Source organism: Couchioplanes caeruleus, assembly GCF_023499255.1.
Classification (GTDB): Bacteria; Actinomycetota; Actinomycetes; order Mycobacteriales; family Micromonosporaceae; genus Actinoplanes; species Actinoplanes caeruleus_A.
On the sequence record NZ_CP092183.1, the window covers coordinates 8,360,856 to 8,383,059 of the forward strand.

A 22,204-nucleotide genomic window follows, 5' to 3' on the forward strand; every position below is an offset into this window, starting at 1 on the left:
CGCGCGAGCGCCACCGGGCACGCGGACGTAGCGCAGCTGGTAGCGCATCACCTTGCCAAGGTGAGGGTCGCGGGTTCGAATCCCGTCGTCCGCTCTCTCCCCATCACCGCGGGCCGCGTGCCCGACGTCACATCGACGCCTGCGGCCAGCCAATGTAGACGGTCTTCCCGTCCGACCGGCGCGCCTGTGTCAACAACCGTGCTAGATTCACCGCCGCCTATTTCGTGGGCACTATTTCAGTCAGTGTGCGCCTGACGACAGTGCGTCAAGAATCGGTACGGGAGTGAACGGGTGAACGACGATTCCGGGCGGGAGGGTGCGCGGATGCGTCGCGTCTGCCTGACCGTACCGACGAACCGGGAATGCACCGCGACGCTGGCGGAGGTGGTCGCGGAGGCGGCCTATGCCGTCGAGCAATTCGACGTCGAAGTGCACCTGCTCGTGCTGGATTCCTCGGACCACTTCGCGGCACACGCGCGTGCGCTCGCCGGGGTGGACAACGTCTGGCACCTGGACGAGCCGGCTCAGCGCGCCTTCCTGCACCGGGTGGTCCGGCGCGCCGACGTGGACAAGCCCGACCTGCTGCTCGACCTGATGCTTCCGCGCGCGCTCTCGTACGGCGCCTGCACGAACCGCGCCTTCCTGATCGCCGCGGCGCTGGGCTGCGAGTCGGTGCACCGCCGTGACTCGGACAGCTTCTTTCAGACGTACCAGGGCGAGAAGGTCTTCCCGATCCACCCGGAACTGCTCTTTCTGGGCAGGCCGGCGCACCTGGCCGGCGCCGCGCAGAACCGGCTGGACCCCGCCCTGCATGACGCCACGGTGAGCATGGTCGGCGGATCGTTCGTCGGGGAGATGTCCGTGGACATCGCCGACATCCGTGGCCACGAGGCCTACCACGACCTGGTCGGCCTCTGGGCCGCCGACGGCAGCACGGAGGAGGAGAAACGCGCGCTGGTCGAGGAATCCTTCACCGGCAGTGCGCCTTTCGACGGGGACGAATTCATCCTCTCCGTCGTCGATCCCATGCGGGTGGACATGCACAACATCAGCTTCCACGGGTTGCACGAGCGGATTCCGCTGCCGCCCGCGACCGACACCATCGGCAGCGACTACTTCCTCATTCACGTCGCCGACAAGGCGCGCCTGCCCGGAGTTCTGCACAACCGCCACATCGTCAATTTCCACACCCCGGAACGCAAGACCGACGCCGGTTTCCTGGCGTACCAGATGCGGTACGCGAAGTTCATTCTGTCCATGCACTACCTGCACTTCATCTACCAGCGGATGACCAGCGACGACGCGGGCGCGATCGCGGCGATCGTCCGGGACAGCACCTGGCAGCCGCGCGAGCCGAACGAGGCGAAGATCCGGAGCCTGGAGGCCGCGTACCGGCGGCTGGGCGGCCGGTTCACCACGGTCGCGGACGTCGTACGGGACCGGCGCGAACGGCTGCTCTTCGAGGCCCGCCGCGACACCGACGACTTCGCCCTGCTCATCGACGCGTGGGCGGCGCTGGTGGGGGCGGCCCGGACGACCGGCGTGCGCGATGTCTGACCGGCGCCACGTCCGGTCGGCGCTGCTGGCGGCCCGTGATGACCGGATCGTCTACGACCTGACCGGCATCGAGCGGCAGTACGACACCCTGCTCGCCGAGCTCCCCGGCGTCGCGGTGCGCTTCGCCATGAAGGCGTGCCCGGTGGACGAGGTGCTGACCTGCCTCGCCGAGCGCGGCGCCGGCTTCGACGCGGCCAGCCCCGGGGAGATCCGGCAGGCCCTGCGTACGGGCATCGCACCGGGCCTCGTGCACTACGGCAACACCGTCAAGTCCGACAGCGCGATCGCCACCGCGCACCGGCTGGGCATCACCACGTTCGCGACCGACTGCGTGGAGGACGTACGCGCCATCGCCGAGCACGCACCCGGCGCACGCGTGTTCTGCCGCCTGGCGACCACCGGCGCGGGCGCGGTCTGGGGTCTCACCGGCAAGTGCGGCACCAGCGACCCGGTCTCCGTCCTCGAGGAGGCCCGCCGGCAGGGACTGGTCCCGTCCGGCCTGTCGGTGCACGTCGGATCCCAGCAGATGACCGTGCAGGGCTGGCAGCGGGCGCTCGACGACCTCACCACGGTCGTGCGGCGCCTGGCGGCGCGCGGCATCCACCTCGACCACGTCAACCTCGGTGGCGGACTGCCCGCGCGCGGCTACCTCGACCGGGACGGCACCCCGCTGACCCCGCCGACCGCCGGCATCTTCGCCGCGATCCGGGCCGGCATGCGACGCCTGCGCGAGGCGGCGCACGAGGAGCTGCGGTTCGTCATCGAGCCGGGCCGCTACCTCGTCGCCGACCACAGCGTCATCCGCGCCCACGTCAACCGGCTGACCGTACGCGGGCAGGCCTGGCTGTACCTGAGCTGCGGCCGGTTCAACGGGCTGTTCGAGGGCGACCGGCTGCGCTACCGCCTGGAGTTCCCGACGCGCACCGGCGGGCGCAGCATCCCGGCGATCGTCGCGGGCCCCACCTGCGACAGCGACGACACGTTGGGAGGGGTACCCGTGCCCGTACCGGCCGATCTCGCCTCCGGTGATCCAGTGTGGATCTCAGCTGCGGGCGCGTACGCCACGAGCTACAGCACCCTGCACTTCAACGGCTTCGACCCGCTGCCCTGCGTGACGGTCCGCGCGGAACGCGTACGGCCGATCAGCGCCGGCGACTGGCACGCCATCGCGGAGCTCGAGGCCGCCGCGTACAGCGCGAAGGGGCTCTCCGAGGATCCCGCCGTGCTCCGGTCCCGGGCAGCCCGGTCGCCGGCCACCTCGTTCGTGCTGGACGCCGGCGAACGCATCGGCGGCTACCTGCTCGCCCTGCCGTACCCGCGCTTCCGGGCCCCGAGCCTCGAACGGGCGGAGGACAGGACGTTCGACTCGGCCAACCTGCACCTGCATGACATCGTTGTCGGCCCTCAATTCCGCGGCCGTGGCTGGGCGAAGCGCATGGTGCGGCACCTGACCGCGACGGCCCGCTCCCTCCGGTACGAGCGCATCTCGCTGGTCGCGGTCGGTGGATCCGCCGGCTTCTGGTCGGCGCAGGGATACCACCCGCACCCCCACGCCGCACTCCCCTCCGGATACGGCCCCGACGCCGTCTACATGTCCCGCGTCATCACAGAAGAGGGCCCCGCATGAGCGAGTTCCGCCGCTCGCAGCTCGCTGTCGCCGCGCTGTTCTGCTTCCTCGGCTTCCAGTACTCGACGTGGGCGGCGCGCATCCCCGCGCTCAGCGACCGCCTCGACCTGACCGCCGGCGAGGTCGGCGTGTTCCTGCTCGCGGCCGGCGTGGGCGCGACGGTGTCGTTCCCTCTGGTCGCCCGGCTGATCGCAATGCTGGGTTCGCGGCGGCTCGCCATCGGCTCCGCGCTCGTGCTGGTCGCGGCGCTGTCCGGGCTCGCCGTGGTACCGACGTACCCGCTGGCGCTGGGCATCCTGCTCGTCGACGGTGTCGCGGTCGGCTGCCTCAACGTGGCCATGAACGCGCAGGGCGCCGCCCTCGAGGCCCGGTACGGGCGCAACACGATGGCGAAACTCCACGCCCTGTTCAGCGGCGGCATCTTCGGTGCGGCGCTAATCGCCTCGGGCGTCACCACGCTCACGGACGCCGTACCCGTGCACTTCGCGATCGCGGGCGCGCTCCTGCTGGCGCTGATCCTCGCGGCCCGCCCGGCCCTGCTGCACGACGACCTCCCGGCACCGGCGAAGGCCGCCGGCCGGCGCTGGATCCGCCCGTCCCGCATCACGGCCTGGCTGGGCCTGGCCATGCTCTTCACCACCATCACCGAGGGCGCGATGACCGACTGGTCGGCGCTCTACCTCGAGAAGATCGCGCATGCCGCGCCCCACCTGCTCCCGCTCGGCATCGCGGTCACCTCGGCCATGATGGTGACCGCCCGCCTGTTCGCCGACGGCTGGCGCGCCCGCTGGGGCGACAAGCGCATCGTCGTGACCGGCGGCATCCTGGCCGGCGCGGGCCTCGCGACGGCGCTGCTCGCCGGGGGCGTCATCCCGGCCCTGGCGGGCTTCGCCTGCGTCGGCCTCGGCATGGCCGCGGTCAGCCCCTGCCTGTACGTGGCGGCCGCCCGCGAAGGCTCTGACACGCTGACGATGGCAGCGGCCATGAGCACCACGGGACTCCTCGCGGGGCCGCCGGTGCTGGGCTTCATCGCCGAGGGCAGCAGCCTGGTGTGGGCGATGGGAGCGGTCGCGGTGACGGCGTGGCTGGCGGTGCTGTCCGTCGTACCCGTCCGCTGGCCGCAGCCCGCCCCGGCGCCGGCAGCCGTTCACTGAGCCAAGAAGGCCGCCGTCCGCTCGAAAATCTTGTCAGCGTCCCAGTCCACAGTGGCTATGTGACCGCTGCGGGCCAGCGGCACCTCACCATCACTGCCTTCCCGGCGCAACGCTCGTCATCGGTCCTCCTCGGTCAGGGCGCGCCGGCCGCCGCGTCCGCAGCGGGCATGCGCCCGGCGACCCGGCTCGGCACCCAGGCCAGCGTGGTGACCGCACCGAGCAACAGCACGCCGATGCCCACCCCCAGCGTGACATGCATGGCGTCGACGAACGCGCTCTGCGCCTGGACGGCCAGCCCCGGCGCCTGTCGGCCTTCGGCGAGCACGAACAGGGTCGCGCCGAGCGAATCGCCGGCCTGGTCACGCAGCTGCCCCGGCAGCACGTCCAGCACGGCGGACGCGTGATCCCGGTACGCCATGGAAAGCACCGACCCCATGACGGCCACGCCCAGCGCCGCGCCCACCTGTCGCAGTGTGTTGTTGACCGCGCCGCCCACCCCCGCCTTGTCGGCCGGTACGGCGGTCATGGCCAGAGCCGTGGTGGCGCCCATGACGAAGCCCATTCCCAGGCCGGCCACGAGAAGGCTCACCTCGAGTTCCCAGAGCGGCGAGGTCGCGGTGGCCGGCAGCAGACCGGCGAAGGACAGCGCCAGCAGCAGCAAACCGAGGGTCACCGTGCGGCGGAACCCCCATGAACGTACGGCGCCCGCGCTGCTCACCGCCGAGAACACGCTGCCCACCGCGACCGGGAGCAGGATCAGGCCCAGTTCCAGCGGCGAATGGCCGAGCACCAGCTGCACGTAGAAGACGAGCAGGAAGGTGCCGCCGGTGAGAGCGAAGAAGGCGAGCGACACCGCGGTCGTGCCGCCGGCGAACGGCGCGCTGCGGAACAGGTTCACGTCGAGCACCGGATGCGCCGTCCTGCGTTCGACCACCACCAGGGCGGCCACCAGCAGAATGCCGAGCAGGATCATTCCGGCCGAGGCCGGCGCGAACCAGTCGTTGTCCTCGCCGGCCCGGATCACGCCGTAGACGACAGCGCCGATCGCCGCGGTCGAGAGCAGCAGACCCGGCAGGTCGAGGTGGAACTCCGCGGCCGACCGCGACTCCCGCGCGGCGACGAAGAGCAGCGCCACGCCGAGGGCGGCCACCGGCACGTTGATGAGAAACACCGAGCCCCACCAGAAGCGATCGAGCAGCGCGCCGCCGAGAATCGGGCCGAAGGCCACCGAGAGACCGCCGAGCGCCGCCCAGATGCCCATCGCCCTGCCCTGCTCGTTCTCGGGTACGGCGTCCTTGATGATCGCCAACGTGGTGGGCGGCACCACCGCGCCGCCGATACCCATGACCGCGCGCCACAGGATCAGCGAATCCGGCGTCTCGGCGAACGCGGAGAGCGCGGACGCCACGGCGAAGATCACCAGGCCCACCGCCAGCGTCCGGCGCCGGCCCCACCGGTCGGCGATCACGCCCGCGGTGACCATGAGCGAGGCGTACACCAGGATGTACGAATCCACGGCCCACTGCAGCTGGGAGTTGTCGGCGTGCAGGTCCCGCTGGATCGCCTGCAACGCGACGTTGAGGATGGTGTTGTCCATCATCACCATCAGGAAACAGGCCCCGACGACCACGAGCAGGAGACCCTGCCGTTTCGGCCCCGTCGTCATGTCGATGCCGCCCCCGTCCGTCAGGCATCACCGCGGTATCAGTTAACTGATTTCTATCAGCTAACTGATACGCGCGGAACCCCTCCGTCAGGATGCGTCGGGATCGACGGCGGCGAGCCGGGCCCGGTGCAGCAGCGTCCGGAACGTGGCGAGCTCCTCGGCGCTGAACTCCGCCTCGTACCGCTGATCCACCCGGCGCGCCGCCGCATCCGCCTTCGCCAGCAGGGCGCCGCCCTTACGCGTCAGCGTGAGCGCCATGATTCGGTTGTGGGCGGCAAGCGGCATCCGCTCGGTGAGACCCCGCTGCTCCAGAGCAGCGGTGACCACACTCATCGACTGCGGCGTGACGCGGCACAACCGGGCCAGCTGGGCACTGGACACGCCAGGATTGCACCGCACCATCAGCAAGGCCGTGTACTGCGTGACGGTGAGATCGAACGGCGCCAACGCCTCGGCCTTCCGAGCGATCATCTCGGACGACGCGTGCTGCAGCAGCGTACTGACCCGCTCGTTGATCTCCCGTTGCCGTTCAGCGTCCGTCCTGCCGCCAGCCACGTACCCGCCTCCTAGCCGCACCCCTCAGCCGACGTCGCCCAGTCTTCCAGGGCACCCGCCGGACAGCGGCGCGCCATCCGGCGCGGTTCACTTACAGCGCGGCGCCTCAGACTGGCCGGCCGACCGGGTCGACCTACTCGCCAACACCTCGCTTGAGCAGGCAACGCAGTGCCCCTTGCCGGAAGCGTCAGCCCGCCTGCGCGCCGCCCTGAACCACCTCGCGGCGCCAACACTCAGGATGCCATCGTGACGTAGAAGCTGTCCGGCATCTCCTTGCTCCCGGCCGGCCGCGCCACATCGCCCGCCGTGTCATAGCCGCTGACATCCAGCATCCACTGCGCGGCAGGCAGGCTCTTCGGCGCGGGCGTGGGCGGCAATTCGACCTCGAAGTGGGTGAGCCGTCCCCGCCCGTCCACGGAAGCGACGAACGACACCGGCTTGATGAGCCTCGACTCGATGGTCGACAGCGTCGCCCCGGCGATCCGTACCCGGGTGCCCTCGATCGTGCCGCGGATGACCTGCCCTTCCCGCTTCGCCTCGGTGACCGCATCAAGCAGTGGCTGCACATCGGTACGGTCGGCGTGCGCAAAGGTGAGCCCCATCCGCTCCGCCGCCTTCGGTATCCGCGACTGGTCGATGTGCTACCAGCGTCCGGCCCCGGTGCGGCTGTACTGGTCGTCGCCGAGCAGCCGCATCTCCACCCCGTCCGTGTCACTGCCGGGGAACGTCGTCGTCCACATGGCCCGACGGTGAGGCACGTCGGTCACCCCGGAAACCTCCACCTCGGGTACGGCCACCCGATAGCGATACGTACCCGTGGCGAGTGCCGCCGTGGACGCGGCCAGGACGGCCTTGGCACCGGGCGCCTCCGGGGCGGCCGGCGCAGGCTCGTGGGCGCAGGCGGTGAGGCCGGCGGCGGCCACAACCAGGACGAGGAGGCGAGTGATCATGCCCGCCACCCTAGGAAGCAGCGAAGCCGGCCGCTGCCCCGCTCGATAACGATCTCGACAGCGCGGCAGACCCGTCGACGGCGACGACGGGTCTGCCCCGGCCGTCGCTACTTGGCGAGGCGTCCCAGCTCGGCGATTGCCTGCGCGGCCCGGATGTACTTGTTGCCGGCCAGGTCGCCGATGGTCTTGATGTTGAACGCCTTCTTCAGCGCCTCGGCGTCGGCCTCGCTCACACCGGACAGCGCGGAGACGGGGGCGTCGGCCAGCTCGGCCAGCGAGGTGGATTCGTAAGCCTTGTCGAGCAGTGCGTCGAGGTTCACGGAGATCGACATAAGCATTCCCTTCCGAGACGGCACGCGCCGGGCAGCTGCCCGGCCGCAGCTCGCACTTTGCCGCTCCCGACGCGGGCAAACCTGCTGTCCCCACGGAAGGCTGACAACGGGACGGCACAAACGAGCGCTTCTCACGTACTGTCCTAGTCGATCATCGCAACGTACGCCCACCACGGGGAGTTTCTGCATGTTCGTATTCCACCGGAAGGCCCTGGCAGGCATCGGCGTCACCGTCGCTGCCGTTGCTTCCACTGCGTTGTTCCAAACGCCGGCCCAGGCGGCCACCGCCGGCCTGGCAAAGGTGGTCGGTTCGTCCACCGTCCAGTTCAACGCCCTCATGGGCAAGGCCAACGGCTTGACGATCACCATCTCGGGTCGCACCGTCACGCTGGACGACAAGGTCGCCATCAAGGCCGGCAGCGGCTGCAAGGCGGTCAAGCACGACAAGACCAAGGTCAAGTGCACGACGTCCCGGAAGGTCACGAAGCTCAGCGTCGCTCTCGGCGACAAGAACGACTGGGTCACCAACAAGACCTCCGTCTACCTGCTCGCGGACGGCGGCACCGGCAACGACACCCTCACCGGTGGCTCCGGCAACGACCAGCTCCAGGGAGCCGCCGGCAACGACAAGCTGTACGGCAAGAACGGCAAGGACAAGCTCTTCGGCGGCGCCGGGAACGACCGCCTCTACGGCGCTGCCGGCAACGACCAGGTCTCCGCGGGCGCCGGCACCGACAACGTGTACGGCGACGACGGCAACGACACCCTCCTCGGCGACGACGGCAACGACACGGTCTACGGCGGAGCGGGCATCGACCAGATCTCCGGCGGCCCGGGTAACGACACCATCTACGCCGGTGCGGGCGACGACACCGTCACCGCCGGTACGGGCAACGACAAGGTCACCGCGGCGGCCGGCGCCGACATCGTCGTGGGCGACGCGGGCGCCGACGTGCTCAGTGGCGACGCCGGCGCGGACATCATCCTCGGCGAAGCCGGCAACGACCAGCTCGCCGGCGGTGACGGCGACGACATCGTGTTCGGCAAGGACGGCAACGACGTGGTCACCGGTGGCAACGGCGACGACGCTCTGGTCGGCGAGGACCTCCTCGAGGACGGCACGGCGGTCGGCAGCGACTCGGCTCTCGACCGGCTCGACGGCGGGGCCAACATCACCGCCGAGGGCGACTTCTGCGTGGTGCTTGCCGGCGGCACCGCGGTCAACTGTGAGCTCGTCGCCCCGGCCGCGTCGGCCAGCGCGTCCGGCGTGACCGCGGCAACACCCGAGGTTCAGACCGCAGCTCAGATCGCGCGTCGGGCGGCCGCCGCCGTAGCTGTGATCAAGTAACCACGACCGATCGGCAGAAACGGCCGGGTCGATCAAGGTGGGACCGCTGGGGGGATGAACTCACCCCCCGGCGGTCCCACCTTGCTGCAGGCGTCGTCGACGCGGCCGCTCAGGGTTCACTCGGCCCGTCACCACCGAAGAGATGCCGCAGGAGGCGGGATCGGTCCCCGTGATCGACGACGAGGATCCTGCCGGGCGTGCTTGCGCCGGCTGACCGGAATGTCGGTGGGCCGGAGGCAACACCATGCGAACCGCATCGCCACGGTAGCCGGCGACCCGATCGCCCTCCGTTTTCCCAGGTAAGCGGGGGTTGGGTGGGCGCGCGGATCGTGGCGGCCTGGCCAGCTGTGGCGCTGCTGCTGGTCGCGGAGATCTTGTCCCGGACCCGTCGGCCCGGAACTGACGCCGGATCGGAACTGGGGGAACGGGCGAAGATGATCGGCAGACTCCGTCGCCGAAGGTTTCGAAGGAATCTCCCCCTGCGGCCGGCAAGCCAGGTCGGCGGACTCCGATGCCCGTCCTGGCCCGCGCAGCCCCCCGGCCGGATTCGGCGCGAGCGGCGGACATCGTGGCTCGGATCCGAGCCGAACGTCCAGACGCCGCGTACGCGGACCTCGCCGCAGCGCGGGTGTGTCGGAGCGGCACGTCCGCCGGATTCTGACATCCGATGCTGGCCATCGCCCACCGGCCAAGCTGCCGACTCAACCGTCGTGATGGTCGGCCGACCGACCGGAAGGTTGCTCTGCCGGTAATTCAACCTTTTGCGAGCTTGATCGTCGCCTCATGGCCTGGAGACAGGAAGGTCCCGTACTACTACCATATGTACGGTGACAGCGATCTACGGGATGAGCGAGGACGAGACGTGCCGGGCGTTCGTCATACCCGCCCTCGAGGCTTCCGACTGGACGAGCGAGCAGATCCGACCACAGTTTCGGATCAATGAGGGGCGTCTGACGCCCACGCCCAAGCGGCATGCCCAGGATGATCCCCTGATCGCCGACTACGTGTTGGAGTACGCACCCGACGTCCCCATCGCTGTCGTGGAAGCCAAGCGGTATCGCATCGACGCCAACGACGGCGTGGAGCAGGCCCGCCGGTATGCCGCGAAGCTCGGGCTCTCCTTCGCCTACGCCACCAACGGCCACAAGATCGTGGAGATCGATTACAGCGGCGCCACCCCAGCCATCCGGGACATTGACCAGTTCCCATCCCCGGACGAGCTGTGGGCCCGCTACGTCGCCGACCTGCAGGCAGACTCCGAGCTTGGGCGGGACCTGCTGAAGGCGCCCTACGACCACACGCTGCGAAACTCGGACAACACGGTCAAACGCCCGCGCTACTACCAGCGGGTGGCGGTGGCCCGTACGCTCGCGGCCATCGTTCGTGGTCAGAAGCGCATCCTGTTGGTGCTGGCGACTGGGACCGGAAAGACCATGGTGGCGCTCCAACTCGTCGCCAAGTTGCATCGATCAGAGTGGGTGGACGGGCGCAAGCCGCGGGTGTTGTACCTGTCGGACCGCTCGATGCTCGTTGACGACCCCAAGGACAGATACTTCCTACCGGTCTTCGGCCCGGACGAGGTACACAAGATCAGCGGTGAGCCCGTCCGGGGCCGCAAGATCTACTTTGCGCTGTACCAGACGCTGGAGAAGGGCGACGAGGAGGAGTTGTTCCGCCGCTACGAGCCGGACTACTTCGACCTCGTGATCGTCGACGAATGTCACCGGGGCAGCGCCCGGGACGACTCGCAGTGGCGCCGCGTGTTGGAACACTTCGCCCCGGCGACACAGATCGGTCTGACGGCCACACCGATTAACAGGAAAGACGCGGACACCCTCGACTATTTCGGCGATCCCGTCTACACCTACTCGCTGGCCGAAGGAATCGAGGATGGCTATCTCGCTCCGTATCGGGTGCGCCGGGTGCGGCTCAACGTGGACATGGAGGGCTACCAGACCGCCCCTGGGCAGCTGGACCGGTTCGGAAACGAGATCCCCGAAGGGGTGTACGGCCCGAAGGACTTCGAGCGGGTCATGGTCATTCTTGAGCGCACAGAGGCAGCCGCCCAGTACATGATCGACTATCTGCGCTCCACCGCGGAGGACGGCAGGCACGGCAAGACCATCGTGTTCTGCGAGAACAACGACCACGCCGCACGCATGCGTACGGCCTTGTTCAATACGGCCTCCGAAGAGGTCCGCACGCGCCATGAGTACGTCGTGCGCATCACCGACGCAGACGGTCCGCACGGGAGGGCGTGGCTGGATGAGTTCCGGAAGGACGACTCCGACGAACCGGTGATTGCGGTGACGTCGAAGCTGCTTAACACCGGCATCGACCTGCCTGCCGTAAGAAACATCGTGCTATTCCGCCGGATCGGCTCAATGCCGGAGTTCAAGCAGACCATCGGCCGTGGCACCCGCCTGTGCCCGGAGATCGGCAAGGGCTCGTTCGACATCATCGACTTCGTGGAGGCCACTCGACTGTTCAACGACCCGGGATTCGACGGCCCGCCGCTACGGGTGGTCCGTGACACCGCTGACGAGCAGGGGCAACTGCTGGACAGCCAGCCCGAATCACCCGATGGAGGTGTGGCCGATCCGGATACCGTGGCCGAGCCAGAGGCTGAGTACGCCCCGGCCGACGGCGGAACCTTTGATGCGCAGCGTTCAAATGCAACGGTGGACGACCCCGACGAGGTCGATCGCATCCGCTCCCGTGGCAAGCGATACGTGGTCAACGGCGTCCAGGTTTACAAGTGGGGTGAACGGCGCTACCAGCTGGACACGGACGGCCGGACGATGAGGCTGGTGACCATCCAGCAGTGGGTCCACGATCGCATCCTGGAACTAGACCTGGCGCCGGATAAGCTGCGGGCCAGCTGGGCTACAGCTAAGACCCGACGTGAGCTCATGGCTATCCTGCAACGGGCCGACATCGACGCCGAGGAGCTGCCCGCGGAGTTCGGCAGCCCGGACGTCGACCCGATCGACCTGCTCCTCAACGTGGCATGGGGGCTCCCCCTGGTCAGTCGCGAGGAGCGGCTGTACCGCTTCCTGCACGAGCACCGGGACTTCCTGAGCGCCTTCCAACCGCAGGCCCGGCAGGTGTTGGACGAGATGCTGCTGAAGTTTGCCGAGCACGGCTCGCCTCAGCTCAAGCCGGAGACCCTCGCGGTCCGCCCGTTCACCGATATGGGGTCGGTGGTCGAGCTGGCGACCCGGTTCGGCGGGGCGGCGTCGCTGCACGAGGCCATCGACGATCTGAGCCGGCGGCTCCTTGAGGCTTCCTAATACTCAACGTTAGTTTCGAACATCCACCTGACGCCAAACTAAAAATATATTTCAGTATTTCGTCGTTGCTATGATCTTCCCGTGCTTCGTGACCGTACTGACACCAGGGCGACCCTCTGGCGAATCGCCAGTGGGCAACGAGGCTTCTTCACCGCGGCGCAGGCACGCGAGGCGGGGTACTCGTACCAGGCGCAGCGGTACCACACCCAGCGTGGCAACTGGACCCTCGTTGACCGGGGCATCTACCGCTTCCGCGAGTTCGACTCCCTGCCCGGCGGCGAGGATGACCACCTGGTCCGCTGGGCCCTGTGGAGCAAGAATCGCGCCACCGTATCGCACACCACCGCGTTATCCGTTCATGACCTGGGCACGGCCAACCCCTCAGAAATCCACCTCACCGTTCCGCCTGGATTCCGGCAGAAGGACCGTGCCGTGATCCTCCACCACGCCGATCTCGCCGGTGACGAGCTCGAAGAACGAGACGGGTACCGCGTCACCAACCCGGTCCGCGCGATCGTCGAATGCGCCGCCTCGCGGGTGGATCAGGATGTCCTGGATTCCGCCGTCGTCGAGGCCCTCGATCGAGGACTGACGACTCGCCGGAACATCCTTCACGCCGCCCAACGGCTCGGCGCCCGAGCGGAACTCGGCGTCGAGCGAGCACTGCGGGAGGCCGCGTGACCGGGCGCTACGGCAGCGCGGCTGCGCTGTGCCGGGCCTTGGAACCACGGCTGATGCAGGAGGCGAACGACACGAGTACGGATCTGGCCCGGTGCCGTCGACTGGTCGTCTTCGATCGGGTCGCCGCCCGCCTCTCCGCCGACCCGACGGCCGGCTGGATCCTCAAGGGCGGGGCGGCGCTGGAGTTCCGGCTATACAACAGGGCAGGGGCCACCAAGGAAATGGACCTCGCGGCATGCCCCGACGGCGATCCAGAGCTCGACGCCGAAGCCGTACGAGACCTGCTCATCGATGCGCTCGCGCACGACGAGGACGGCGACGGATTTCTCTTCCAGATGTCTGCCGCCGTCCCGCTAAGGGCGGACACGGCCGGCCGCAGCGGCTGGCGCTTCTCCATCGAGAGCCGGCTGACAGGAAAGACCTTCGCGACTTTCCGTATCGACGTGGTGGCGCAAGGCGAAGAGATCAGCCGGACCGAGCGTGTTCCCCTGCCCAACGCGCTGGCGTTCGCCGGGACGCCGCACCGCGATATCGAGCCGTTGATCGCCGCCAACACCTCGCAGAAAAGGTCCATGCGTTGACCCGCGGCTACGGGGATCGGCCCAACACCCGAGTCAAGGACCTTGTGGACCCGGTGTTGCTCATCGAAAACGGGCTGGCAGCAGATGCGGCTCTGACTGACGCCGTCCGGCACGTTTTCGCCGTACGGGCAACACAACCAGTACCGAACACACTTTCCGACCCGCCGCCGGCCTGGGCCGAGACCTATCCCGAACTGGCCGACGGACTGACCGAAACGCGGCCGCGGCTCGATGTCGCCCCGGACTTGGTAAGCGACTTCTGGTTTACGGCACTGGCCAACGGCGAAACCCAAGCGAAGCAGAAAGACTGAGATGGCACCCTCGAAGACGGCAAAGGCCACGACATCGCGGGCGCGGCTCGCCTCGATCATCAAGTCGGCCCGCGACACCATGCGCAAGGACGCTGGACTCAACGGCGATCTCGACCGCCTGCCCCAGCTATCCTGGCTGCTGTTCCTCAAGGCGTTCGACCAGCGCGTCGAGCAAACAGGGCCGACACTGAACCCCGACTACCGCCCCGCCATCGAGAAGCCATACCGATGGCAGGACTGGGCGACAGACCCCGACTTCAGCGGCAACGAGCTGAAGGCCTTCGTCAACAACGACCTGATTCCCTACCTCGCAGGCTTGAAAGGCTCGGCAAACAACGCCGAGGACCCCCGCAACGTTCTGTCCACGATCTTCCGCGACGTCACCAACCGCATGCAGTCCGGCACACTGCTGCGCGACCTGGTGAACCTCGTGGATCAAATCCACTTCGACTCCTCCGATGACATCCACACGATGGCGTTCGTCTACGAGTCGATTCTCAAGGAGATGCGCGACGCCGCCGGCGACTCCGGTGAGTTTTACACCCCGCGTCCAGTCAACCGCTTCATGGTTCAGCAGTCCTTCCTCAAACTAGGGGAAACAATCCTCGACCCGGCTTGCGGCACGGGTGGCTTCTTGGTGCAGGCATACGAGGAATTAGGGCATGTAGACACTGCCACCCAACGCAGACAGTTGCACGCGAGCATCCGAGGCTTCGAGAAGAAGCCGCTGCCCTACCTGTTGGCCAGCATGAACCTGCTCCTGCATGGCATTGAGGCACCGCAACTGGTCCGGGACAACTCCCTGCTACGGATGCGCGATGCGACGGCAGCAGACCGAGTCGACGTTGTGCTGACCAATCCGCCATTCGGCGGCGAGGAGGAACGCTCCGTCGTCGAAAAGTTTCCCAAGGGCTACCAGACCCAGGAAACGTCGTGGCTGTTCCTCCACGCGATCCTGGACCAGCTCAAGCAGAGTGGCCGGTGCGCCATCGTCCTACCGAACGGCAGCCTTTTCGCCACCGGCGATAACAGCATCGGCGCCCGCATCAAGCAGAAACTGATGAGAGAGTGCAACCTCCACACGATCGTCCGCCTACCCCAAGGCGTTTTCGCCCCGTACACCCAGATCCCCTCAAACCTGCTGTTCTTTGAGAAGGGCCAGCCGACACAAGAAATCTGGTTTTTTGAGATCTCGTTGCCCGATGGCCGTCGTGGCTACACCAAGACAAAACCGATGCAGGTCGAAGAGTTTGAGCCATGTGTGCAGTGGTGGGGGGGCGAGAAGCGCGAGGGCCGCAAAGAAGGCCCCAATGCCTGGAAGGTGTCCGCAGCCGATGTCGAGAAATCCGGCTACAACCTTGACATCGCGAATCCACACGCCGGAGACGACCTGGCGCACCGAACACCTCAGGAATTGGTCGACGATCTCATTCAGACGGAGCGCGAGATCCTTGGCCTGCTCGAAGAGCTTCGCGGAGAGGTGATGGAGCGGCGATGAGAATGCGTGAAGTCCGGCTTGGTGATGTTCTCGCATTGGACCGTGTGGCCGTTGATGTAGACCCCGATGCGGAATATAGACAAATCGGCATCAGGTCGTTCGGAAATGGCATTTTCCACCGCGATCCATGTCTAGGAACTGAACTAAGCAAGCTCAGATATTTCGAAGTACGACCCGGCCGCCTGATAGTTAGCAACATCATGGCTTGGGAAGGCGCGATTGGGGTCTCCACCGACAGTGAGAGGGGATTCGTCGGATCGGCGCGATTCCTTAGCTACCAGGCGGTTGGCGATGTCGACATCCGCTACCTGAACTACTATTTCCAAACCCCGGAGGGCCGAGCGCTGATCCGCTCGACCTCAACCGGAACTGTTGCTCGCAACCAGACGCTCTCGCCAAGCGCGTTCGAGCGGGCTACCGTCCCTCTTCCCAGCCGCAATGAACAGTGCCGAGTCGCCGAAAAGCTCGATGCGTCTCTCGCGCGTTTGAGTGCGGTGGTGGACTTGCGCGCACGAATTTTGAACTTGCAGAGCAGCCTAAGGGAGTCATTGGTTGACGCCGCAATCAGCGACGATGCGCCGATCGTTCGAGTTGGAAACATCACCACCTTGGCGCGCACTGAGGTTGAAATCGAGCCCGACGAGCTGTACAAGGCTATCGGGATGCGCTCCTTCGGAAAAGGAATCATCCGCTACGCACCTACCCGCGGAGACAAGCTTAGTAAGCTACGCTACTTTAGTTTCCCTAATGACGCCCTCGCCCTAAGTAACATTAAAGCGTGGGAGGGTGCAATCAGCGTCACGAGCGAAGCGGAAGCCGGGCATGTGGCATCGAATCGATTTCTCTTCTATCGTCCGGTCGACGATAGAGCGAACGTCAGCTACCTACGCCACTACTTCCTGAGTCGTCCAGGTCTTGCCCAGATTTGTGCGAAATCGCCGGGAGGGGCCGACAGAAACCGCACCCTCGGAATTAAGGGGTTTGAGGCGATAGAACTTCCGCTTCCGTCGCGCTGCGTACAGGACCGGGTCGCAACCACGCTTGATGCGCTGAGTGTCCGCATCGCGACCGCTTATGAAAAGCGGAGCCTGTCCGCCCTCCGCCCGGCGCTTCTCGACGCCGCGTTCTCCGGTCAGCTGTAGCCCACACCCACAGCCGGGTCAACGCGGCGCCACTCGCGGTCCGTAACCACCACGTGGTCGAGGAACTTGAGGCCGACCGCCGCCGCTCCCGCCGACAATCGTGCGGTGGCGAGGCGGTCGGGCTCGCTGGGCTCCGCTCGCCCGCTGGGGTGGTTGTGGGCTACTCCGAATGCGGTGCCCCCGGCTGCCAGCACCAGGGCGAGGACGTCGCGGACCGGGAGTAGGGAGCGGTCGACGACGCCTTCGGTGAGCGTCGCGGTACGCAGCACCACGCCAGCGCTGTTGCAGATGATTACCACGACGCGCTCGTGTCGCAGGCCGGCGAGCAGCGGTGCCGCGACAGCCGCGAGGTCTGCGGATCCACGTATCCGTTGGCGGGGGTCACGGCTGGCAGGTGCCACCCGTCGCGCAAGCTGGAACGCCGCTGCCACCCGGGCAGCCTTCGCTGGCCCGATGCCTGGCAAGCTGCCTGCCAGCTCGTGTGCGTCGGCCCGGGAGAGCTCGTACAGGCCGCCGTGACGCGTGATGAGTTGTCCGGCCAGCTCGACGGCGTCGCAGCCCTCGGCTCCGGACCCCAACAGCAGGGCCAGCAGCTCGCGGTCGGAGAGTGCCTCCGCGCCCCGGCTCATGAGTCGTTCCCGTGGCCGGTCGGCGGCCGGCAGATCGGCGATGCGCATTGAGGACTCCTCAGTCCGCCGAGTCGCGGTCGACGGGTTCGTCGCTCAGCAGGTCATCGTCGAGGTCCAGACTGGCCTCGTCCGCCTCCGACAGCGGCCCAGCATCACCGGTATTCGGTGACTCGGCGGCGTTGCCGATCAACTGCATCAGCCGGCGCTGCAGCGTCTCGGACCGCACGCGGAGGAACGTGTCGTAGTCGTCGCGCAGCGCCGCCTGGTACGCCTGGTCCTCCACCAGGCAGCTGCGCAGCCGCTGCCGCAGCGCCTCTTCGCCGTCGAGGTCGGCCAGGTCCCGTAGATATTGGGACGGCGGACGGTCGGATATCCAGATGTTGCTGACCGACGAAAGCATGACCAGATTTCCGCAGACGTTGGCTCTGGCACCACCGACGCTGCTTGTGCGCAGGAAGGCCCTCGGGAAGAAGTGGTGGAACTCCTTGTCGTTCTGCCACGAAAGGGCCTTGCCGACATCGATCCGCTGGCCGGTGAGCAGGTCCTGCGGGTCTTCGTACGCCAGGATCAGGGCGAGGAGCTTGCTCGGGGCGTTCCGTTTGGAGAAGGCGCTGCGGCGCCACAGGGCGCTGCGTGGCAGCGCTGAAACGGTGTCGATCTCTGCTGCACTGCCCTCGGCGAAGGCCGTGATTGCTTGCAGGTCAAGGACCATCTGTGTCTCGCTCCAGCCCTTGAAGTACTCGCCGCTTGCCGTCAGCCAGAACCAGCGACGCAACGCGCTGTACTGCGCCGAGGATGGCTTTGGCAACTGCCGGAACACCTCCACGAGTACGGCGAACTGGTTGTAGTAGGGCAGCGCTTCCGCATTTGGCGTGCGGATCTGCGTACTGAGGAAGTCGACGGCCCGCTCGGCAGCCTTCGCGGCCGACCCGACGGCCTCCCGCAGCCGGGGCTTGTCCAACTCCCGGAGTCGGTAGATGTCCTTCGCGGAGAACCCGAAGCCGGCCGCGACCGCGATCGTGCGAAGCATCGTCTTCGCGTCGACTCGCCCGTAGTGCTTCGCGTCCAAGACCTGAAGCAGGGACTCGATCTCGTCCTTGAGGTCGAAGTCCGGGCTCCAGGTGCTGGCTCTTGCCACGTCGACGATGTTCATCGTCGTTCCGGTGCTGTTGATCCGCACGAATACCTTCGCCGACTCCTCCGCCGACACGTGGTCCAAGGTCACCACCGGGACGAGGTAGTTGGCGAATTGCTGGTAGAGGTGGGCGGCACGGTCGCGCAGCACGGCGGGTAGCTCGGCGACCTGCCCGAAAAGGGAGGTCGCCTCGCTTACCTCCCGCAGGGGTACCAGGTGCGCGGCGACTGGCGTCTCCGGAGCGCGGTGGAAGAAGCGTTCCTCCTGCAGGTCGTAGGCGATGTCCCAGACGCCGGTGCCGCCGTGCAGGGCGCCGATCACGCTGGCCAGTCGCTGTTGGCCGTCCAAGATGTACCGGATCGGTCGGCCGGGGCGGGGCGGCTCCACGGCAAGGCCAGCGACAGTGTCCTCGCTCGCCAGCTGCTCGGTCGTCTCCCACAGCAGCAAGCTGCCGATGGGGTAGTTGCGGAGCACCGAGTCGAGCAGTTCGAGGACCTGATGCGGCCCCCACACGAACGCTCGTTGGTACTTAGGCAGCACGATTTCGCCGGCAAGTACCCGATCCGCCAAGCGGGCCAAAGACACGATGGTCGGTTCGGGACTTGCCGGCTGACGCCTGCGGACGAGCGTGGTCACGGCCGTGCCTCCTATGCGACTCGCCGGGGCGTTCGACCCAATTCTATAGAGACGGACTGACATCCGAGGTGCTCAGCGACGGCGCTGGGACGGGGTGTGACTTGAGGGCTGACTACGGGTGTCGATCGCCGTGCTGGGGCGCGACGCTTCGGTCGATCGCCCGATGTACCTGCGGGTCGGTGACGCTGTCATGGCTCCGATCTGGGGTTTCCTGCGGTAGCGCTGTCCGTCGGGGGGCATCTCACGGTCGACGCGGACGTTCGGGATCCGGCGGTGGCAGCTTGGTTGCGCTGAATTCTGTTGCGGACGGTGGCGGCGCGCCCGGAGGGAGTATTGCGGGTCCTACTGGTCGACGGGGCGACGCTGGGCGCGTCTTCGCGGCGTTCCGTCCGTTGGTTGGTGGAGGTCGAGGCGTGGGCCGCGCCCGTGACCGATGTGGCCGGGATGCGGTCGGTGTTCGACAAGGCCGGGCAGCAGATCAGCGCGTCACTGCGGTGAACGTCTTGCCAGCACCCGTGGCCATTTGCACCAGCGAACGGTCGAAGCGCTGCTCGGCCAAGGAACGCTCGGTTCCGCTAATCGCGGTGATCTGCGCCGGCCGCAGTCCGTCTACGGGAAGGCCGGGATGTGACGGACCTTCGCCCGCCACGTTGGGCGGTCCGGAGCGGCCTGTGCGTCGCGCACGAACCGGGCAAGCTTTTCCGGCCGGGGAAACGTGAATACGAGCCGGGCGCGCGGTTGTGGGTCGTAGCCATTGGTGAAGTGGGTCTCGGAGCCGCTCGCTTCGAACACGAACGGCAACCGGTCGTCTCGGGTCAACGCCCGCAGGCGCACGGCTGCGGGCAGGCCGGTGGCGTACATGGCCGACTGCCACTCGACCCCGGACAAGGCCGTTCCGACAGGCTTGGCTTCGATCACCCCGACTACCCGCTGGTTCACGTACAGCAGGTAGTCGACTCGGCCGTGCCCTGCCGCCATGATCGATTCGCGGACCGCGACGCCTGGCCCGGCGAACAGGTTCAGCGCAGATTTGTCCTGCACCAGCCACCCGGCCTCGGTGAGCTGCCGATCGATCATGACCCGGGCCTTCTGCTCGGCCTGAAGCCGAATCTCACTCACCGAATCCGCCACGTGACTACGCTAGCGGAACGAGTCGAATGCCGGGAGCCCGAGGCGCTGGCTCGGGGAATGGCTGAACGATGCTGCTGGCAAGGCGGCAGTCACCGATCGGCTCCTGCTGCGGATCGGTGTTTCTCCATCGCGTCCCCGCTGAGGACGGCGGCGACAGCTCGCGCGTGCACGACTCCTTCGCGAGCCATTCCCGTACCGTCGGCGGTGCAGCGGACGATGGTGAGGTGGTTGGCGATGGGGCATACGCCGCCGTCAACCACGATCGGGAGGTCGGCCTCCGTGCTGGCGACGAAGTTGAGTACCTCCTTAAGGGTGATCGACGGCGCAGTACCTTCTGTTCCGGAAACATTCGCGGACGTGGCTGCGATTGGGACGGCGGTGAGGGCTGCCAGCTCACCAAGAATGCCCGGCGCGACGGTGACGAGCGCTTCCGGCGTACCTACCGCTTGGTGGCGTTCCCCTTCGGCTGGGTCACGCCAGGGCAGGAGCAGGGCGAGGTCGCCTGGCCAAAATGCCGCGGCGAGGAACTCCGCCTCCTTGCTCACGTGGAAACGCTGACGCACGGCTTCCGGGGATTGCGCGACGAACAGGAGAGACTTGTCCGGCGGCCTTCTCTTGGTGGTGAAGATGCGGGCGCAGGCATCGGGGTTCGACGCGTCGCAGCAGAGCATGTACCAGCGTTGGGTGGGGACGACCACGAGTTCGCCAGCTTCAATGGCGTGCGCCGCGAGAGCGAGGTCATTTGGCGTCACTATTTGCATTAATAGCCTCCGGCTGGGTTGAATTGCGTGATCGATACGAAGTTCTTGTCGGCGAGGCATGAACGAGCGATGCTCAGCCAAGCCGCTGGATCAGACGCACGTACGGCCGATGCGGTCAGCGTTTCTTGAATGCTGCTATGCCTCCCGTCCCACAGGCGAATAAACGGTGTTTGAATGCGGCGCAGTGCGGTTGCGAGTTGCTCGAGTCGGACCATGAGAGGGTGGCTTTTGGGTGGCCGCTTCTCTCGAACCACGAGGTCGACCGCAGCTAGGGGGATAAGGCCCTGGCAAATGCTGTCCAGAAGTGCGAATCCCGCGCAGACTCGCGGGTTTATTTCGTGGACGGAGTATGCAGTGGTTGAGACGGCGCCGTCGGTGCCGAATGCACCGACATAGTCGATTCGTTGCTGCACCTGGCGTGCGGCTGCGCGGACGACCGAGCGGCAGGCCGTCTCCTGGCCGCCGAGGCGTGCTGGACGGATGACGCCGGGCGCGTGAAGACGCCAGCTTCGGCGGTCCCAGTAGACAAGGGCTTCGAAAGGGCCGAAGTCGACTACGTGATCCGACGTGAGGAATCCGTAGTAGGTACACGGAAGCCCGGCGTGAAGGGGTCCCACGATGAGATCGGTGCAATCCTCCGCGATGCTGGCGAGCAGTTGGCCGATCCTGATGGGTGACGCATCCTCCGGGAGGAGGTATGTATGGCTAGCGCCGATCGCGAGTAGCCCACGCGGTACGCCTTGGACAACAGTTGGGCCGTGCGTTACCTGCGCGATGATCGCCTCACGAATGTCGGTATGGTCCTCGATCCTGAGCAGTCGACGGTCTGAGGTGGCGAGTCCGAGTAGTCGGTATTGGATGTCCTTTCGCTCGGCGGCGAAGTGTGACTCGAGTCGGGAGCCGAGCACCCGCCGTCCGCAGAAGCTGCGGACGGCCGTGTAGGAGCCGGCGTACACCAGTCCTCGGCCGTCATGGTCGAGTTCGTCGACCTTCCGAACGAGGGCTTCGGGCGGATCCGCCAGTAGTTGTTCCGCTGCGGCCAGACGTGACGCGAGCGTCCCTGCAGCCTCAGGAAGTTCGACGCGGTGTATGACAGCAGCGCCGGCGTCGGCGAAGAAGTCCTTCATCCCCCGGCTGGTGGCGGCGTTGCCCGTCAGGAGTACGACGTGACCGGAGACCAAGGGCCGCGCCATCTCCAGCGCCGCGACTCGCACAGC

The 22,204-nt window shown here is 67.1% G+C and carries 21 protein-coding genes and 1 tRNA gene; 11 read left to right on the plus strand and 11 right to left on the minus strand.

The window, feature by feature from the left end; all coding sequences use genetic code 11:
- Window positions 1-21: 21 nt before the first annotated feature.
- The 4 genes from COUCH_RS38480 to COUCH_RS38495 all read left to right on the plus strand — a co-directional run bounded on the left by COUCH_RS38480 (window position 22) and on the right by COUCH_RS38495 (window position 4,338).
- Window positions 22-94 (plus strand) — tRNA-Gly (locus COUCH_RS38480).
- A gap of 230 nt (window positions 95-324) precedes the next feature.
- Window positions 325-1,557: a DUF6271 family protein gene (locus COUCH_RS38485; RefSeq protein ID WP_249610027.1), complete on the plus strand. Its 1,233-nt coding sequence runs from the start codon at window positions 325-327 to the stop codon at window positions 1,555-1,557.
- Window positions 1,550-3,184, plus strand: a complete 1,635-nt coding sequence (locus tag COUCH_RS38490; protein ID WP_249610028.1) for a GNAT family N-acetyltransferase — start codon at window positions 1,550-1,552, stop codon at window positions 3,182-3,184. The genes COUCH_RS38485 and COUCH_RS38490 overlap by 8 nt, the downstream gene beginning before the upstream one ends.
- Window positions 3,181-4,338, plus strand: coding sequence for an MFS transporter (locus COUCH_RS38495; RefSeq protein ID WP_249610029.1), 1,158 nt, complete (start codon window positions 3,181-3,183; stop codon window positions 4,336-4,338). The genes COUCH_RS38490 and COUCH_RS38495 overlap by 4 nt, the downstream gene beginning before the upstream one ends.
- A gap of 133 nt (window positions 4,339-4,471) precedes the next feature.
- Here the strand turns inward: COUCH_RS38495 and COUCH_RS38500 are convergent, their stop codons facing one another.
- The 5 genes from COUCH_RS38500 to COUCH_RS38520 form a co-directional block, all read right to left on the minus strand.
- On the minus strand, window positions 4,472-6,004 hold the full coding sequence (locus tag COUCH_RS38500; RefSeq protein ID WP_249610030.1) for an MFS transporter: 1,533 nt from the start codon (window positions 6,002-6,004) through the stop codon (window positions 4,472-4,474).
- An 87-nt stretch (window positions 6,005-6,091) separates the two neighbouring features.
- Window positions 6,092-6,559, minus strand: coding sequence for a MarR family winged helix-turn-helix transcriptional regulator (locus tag COUCH_RS38505; RefSeq protein ID WP_249610031.1), 468 nt, complete (start codon window positions 6,557-6,559; stop codon window positions 6,092-6,094).
- Window positions 6,560-6,792: 233 nt separating this feature from the next.
- Complete coding sequence (locus COUCH_RS38510; RefSeq protein ID WP_249610032.1) at window positions 6,793-7,125, minus strand: hypothetical protein; 333 nt, start codon at window positions 7,123-7,125, stop codon at window positions 6,793-6,795.
- 75 nt (window positions 7,126-7,200) lie between these two features.
- Entirely contained in the window at window positions 7,201-7,509 is a 309-nt protein-coding gene (locus tag COUCH_RS38515; RefSeq protein WP_249610033.1) for a hypothetical protein, read from the minus strand.
- A gap of 107 nt (window positions 7,510-7,616) precedes the next feature.
- Window positions 7,617-7,841: a hypothetical protein gene (locus COUCH_RS38520; protein ID WP_249610034.1), complete on the minus strand. Its 225-nt coding sequence runs from the start codon at window positions 7,839-7,841 to the stop codon at window positions 7,617-7,619.
- A gap of 187 nt (window positions 7,842-8,028) precedes the next feature.
- On the opposite strand from COUCH_RS38520, the gene COUCH_RS38525 reads away from it, so the two are divergent.
- The 7 genes from COUCH_RS38525 to COUCH_RS38550 all read left to right on the plus strand — a co-directional run bounded on the left by COUCH_RS38525 (window position 8,029) and on the right by COUCH_RS38550 (window position 16,695).
- Window positions 8,029-9,189, plus strand: coding sequence for a calcium-binding protein (locus COUCH_RS38525; protein WP_249610035.1), 1,161 nt, complete (start codon window positions 8,029-8,031; stop codon window positions 9,187-9,189).
- A gap of 827 nt (window positions 9,190-10,016) precedes the next feature.
- Window positions 10,017-12,482: an EcoAI/FtnUII family type I restriction enzme subunit R gene (hsdR, locus tag COUCH_RS38530; RefSeq protein ID WP_249610036.1), complete on the plus strand. Its 2,466-nt coding sequence runs from the start codon at window positions 10,017-10,019 to the stop codon at window positions 12,480-12,482.
- An 81-nt stretch (window positions 12,483-12,563) separates the two neighbouring features.
- Entirely contained in the window at window positions 12,564-13,163 is a 600-nt protein-coding gene (locus tag COUCH_RS38535) for a type IV toxin-antitoxin system AbiEi family antitoxin domain-containing protein (protein WP_249610037.1), read from the plus strand.
- Complete coding sequence (locus tag COUCH_RS38750) at window positions 13,160-13,744, plus strand: nucleotidyl transferase AbiEii/AbiGii toxin family protein (protein WP_251076353.1); 585 nt, start codon at window positions 13,160-13,162, stop codon at window positions 13,742-13,744. Before COUCH_RS38535 ends, COUCH_RS38750 begins: the two co-directional genes overlap by 4 nt.
- Window positions 13,741-14,055: a nucleotidyl transferase AbiEii/AbiGii toxin family protein gene (locus COUCH_RS38755; protein ID WP_251076354.1), complete on the plus strand. Its 315-nt coding sequence runs from the start codon at window positions 13,741-13,743 to the stop codon at window positions 14,053-14,055. The genes COUCH_RS38750 and COUCH_RS38755 overlap by 4 nt, the downstream gene beginning before the upstream one ends.
- Window position 14,056: 1 nt before the next feature.
- Window positions 14,057-15,553, plus strand: coding sequence for an N-6 DNA methylase (locus COUCH_RS38545; protein ID WP_249610038.1), 1,497 nt, complete (start codon window positions 14,057-14,059; stop codon window positions 15,551-15,553).
- The gene (locus COUCH_RS38550) at window positions 15,550-16,695 is read left to right on the plus strand and encodes a restriction endonuclease subunit S (protein WP_249610039.1); all 1,146 of its coding nucleotides are present in this window, start codon (window positions 15,550-15,552) and stop codon (window positions 16,693-16,695) included. The genes COUCH_RS38545 and COUCH_RS38550 overlap by 4 nt, the downstream gene beginning before the upstream one ends.
- Here COUCH_RS38550 and COUCH_RS38555 read toward each other — a convergent pair.
- The 6 genes from COUCH_RS38555 to COUCH_RS38575 form a co-directional block, all read right to left on the minus strand.
- Complete coding sequence (locus tag COUCH_RS38555; RefSeq protein ID WP_249610040.1) at window positions 16,686-17,372, minus strand: JAB domain-containing protein; 687 nt, start codon at window positions 17,370-17,372, stop codon at window positions 16,686-16,688. The two genes, COUCH_RS38550 and COUCH_RS38555, sit on opposite strands and share 10 nt — an antisense overlap.
- Window positions 17,373-17,382: 10 nt before the next feature.
- Entirely contained in the window at window positions 17,383-19,095 is a 1,713-nt protein-coding gene (locus COUCH_RS38560) for a DUF262 domain-containing protein (protein ID WP_249610041.1), read from the minus strand.
- A gap of 478 nt (window positions 19,096-19,573) precedes the next feature.
- A complete protein-coding gene (locus COUCH_RS39090; protein ID WP_346015960.1) occupies window positions 19,574-19,744 on the minus strand; it encodes a DEAD/DEAH box helicase family protein in 171 nt (56 codons plus the stop codon).
- Window positions 19,705-20,226 carry a hypothetical protein gene (locus tag COUCH_RS38565; protein WP_249610042.1) on the minus strand — a complete coding sequence of 174 codons (522 nt, stop codon included), beginning with the start codon at window positions 20,224-20,226 and terminating at the stop codon, window positions 19,705-19,707. The genes COUCH_RS39090 and COUCH_RS38565 overlap by 40 nt, the downstream gene beginning before the upstream one ends.
- A gap of 89 nt (window positions 20,227-20,315) precedes the next feature.
- On the minus strand, window positions 20,316-21,047 hold the full coding sequence (locus COUCH_RS38570) for an L-threonylcarbamoyladenylate synthase (protein ID WP_346015961.1): 732 nt from the start codon (window positions 21,045-21,047) through the stop codon (window positions 20,316-20,318).
- A complete protein-coding gene (locus tag COUCH_RS38575) occupies window positions 20,987-22,201 on the minus strand; it encodes a hypothetical protein (protein ID WP_249610044.1) in 1,215 nt (404 codons plus the stop codon). Before COUCH_RS38575 ends, COUCH_RS38570 begins: the two co-directional genes overlap by 61 nt.
- Between the last annotated feature and the right edge of the window lie 3 nt (window positions 22,202-22,204).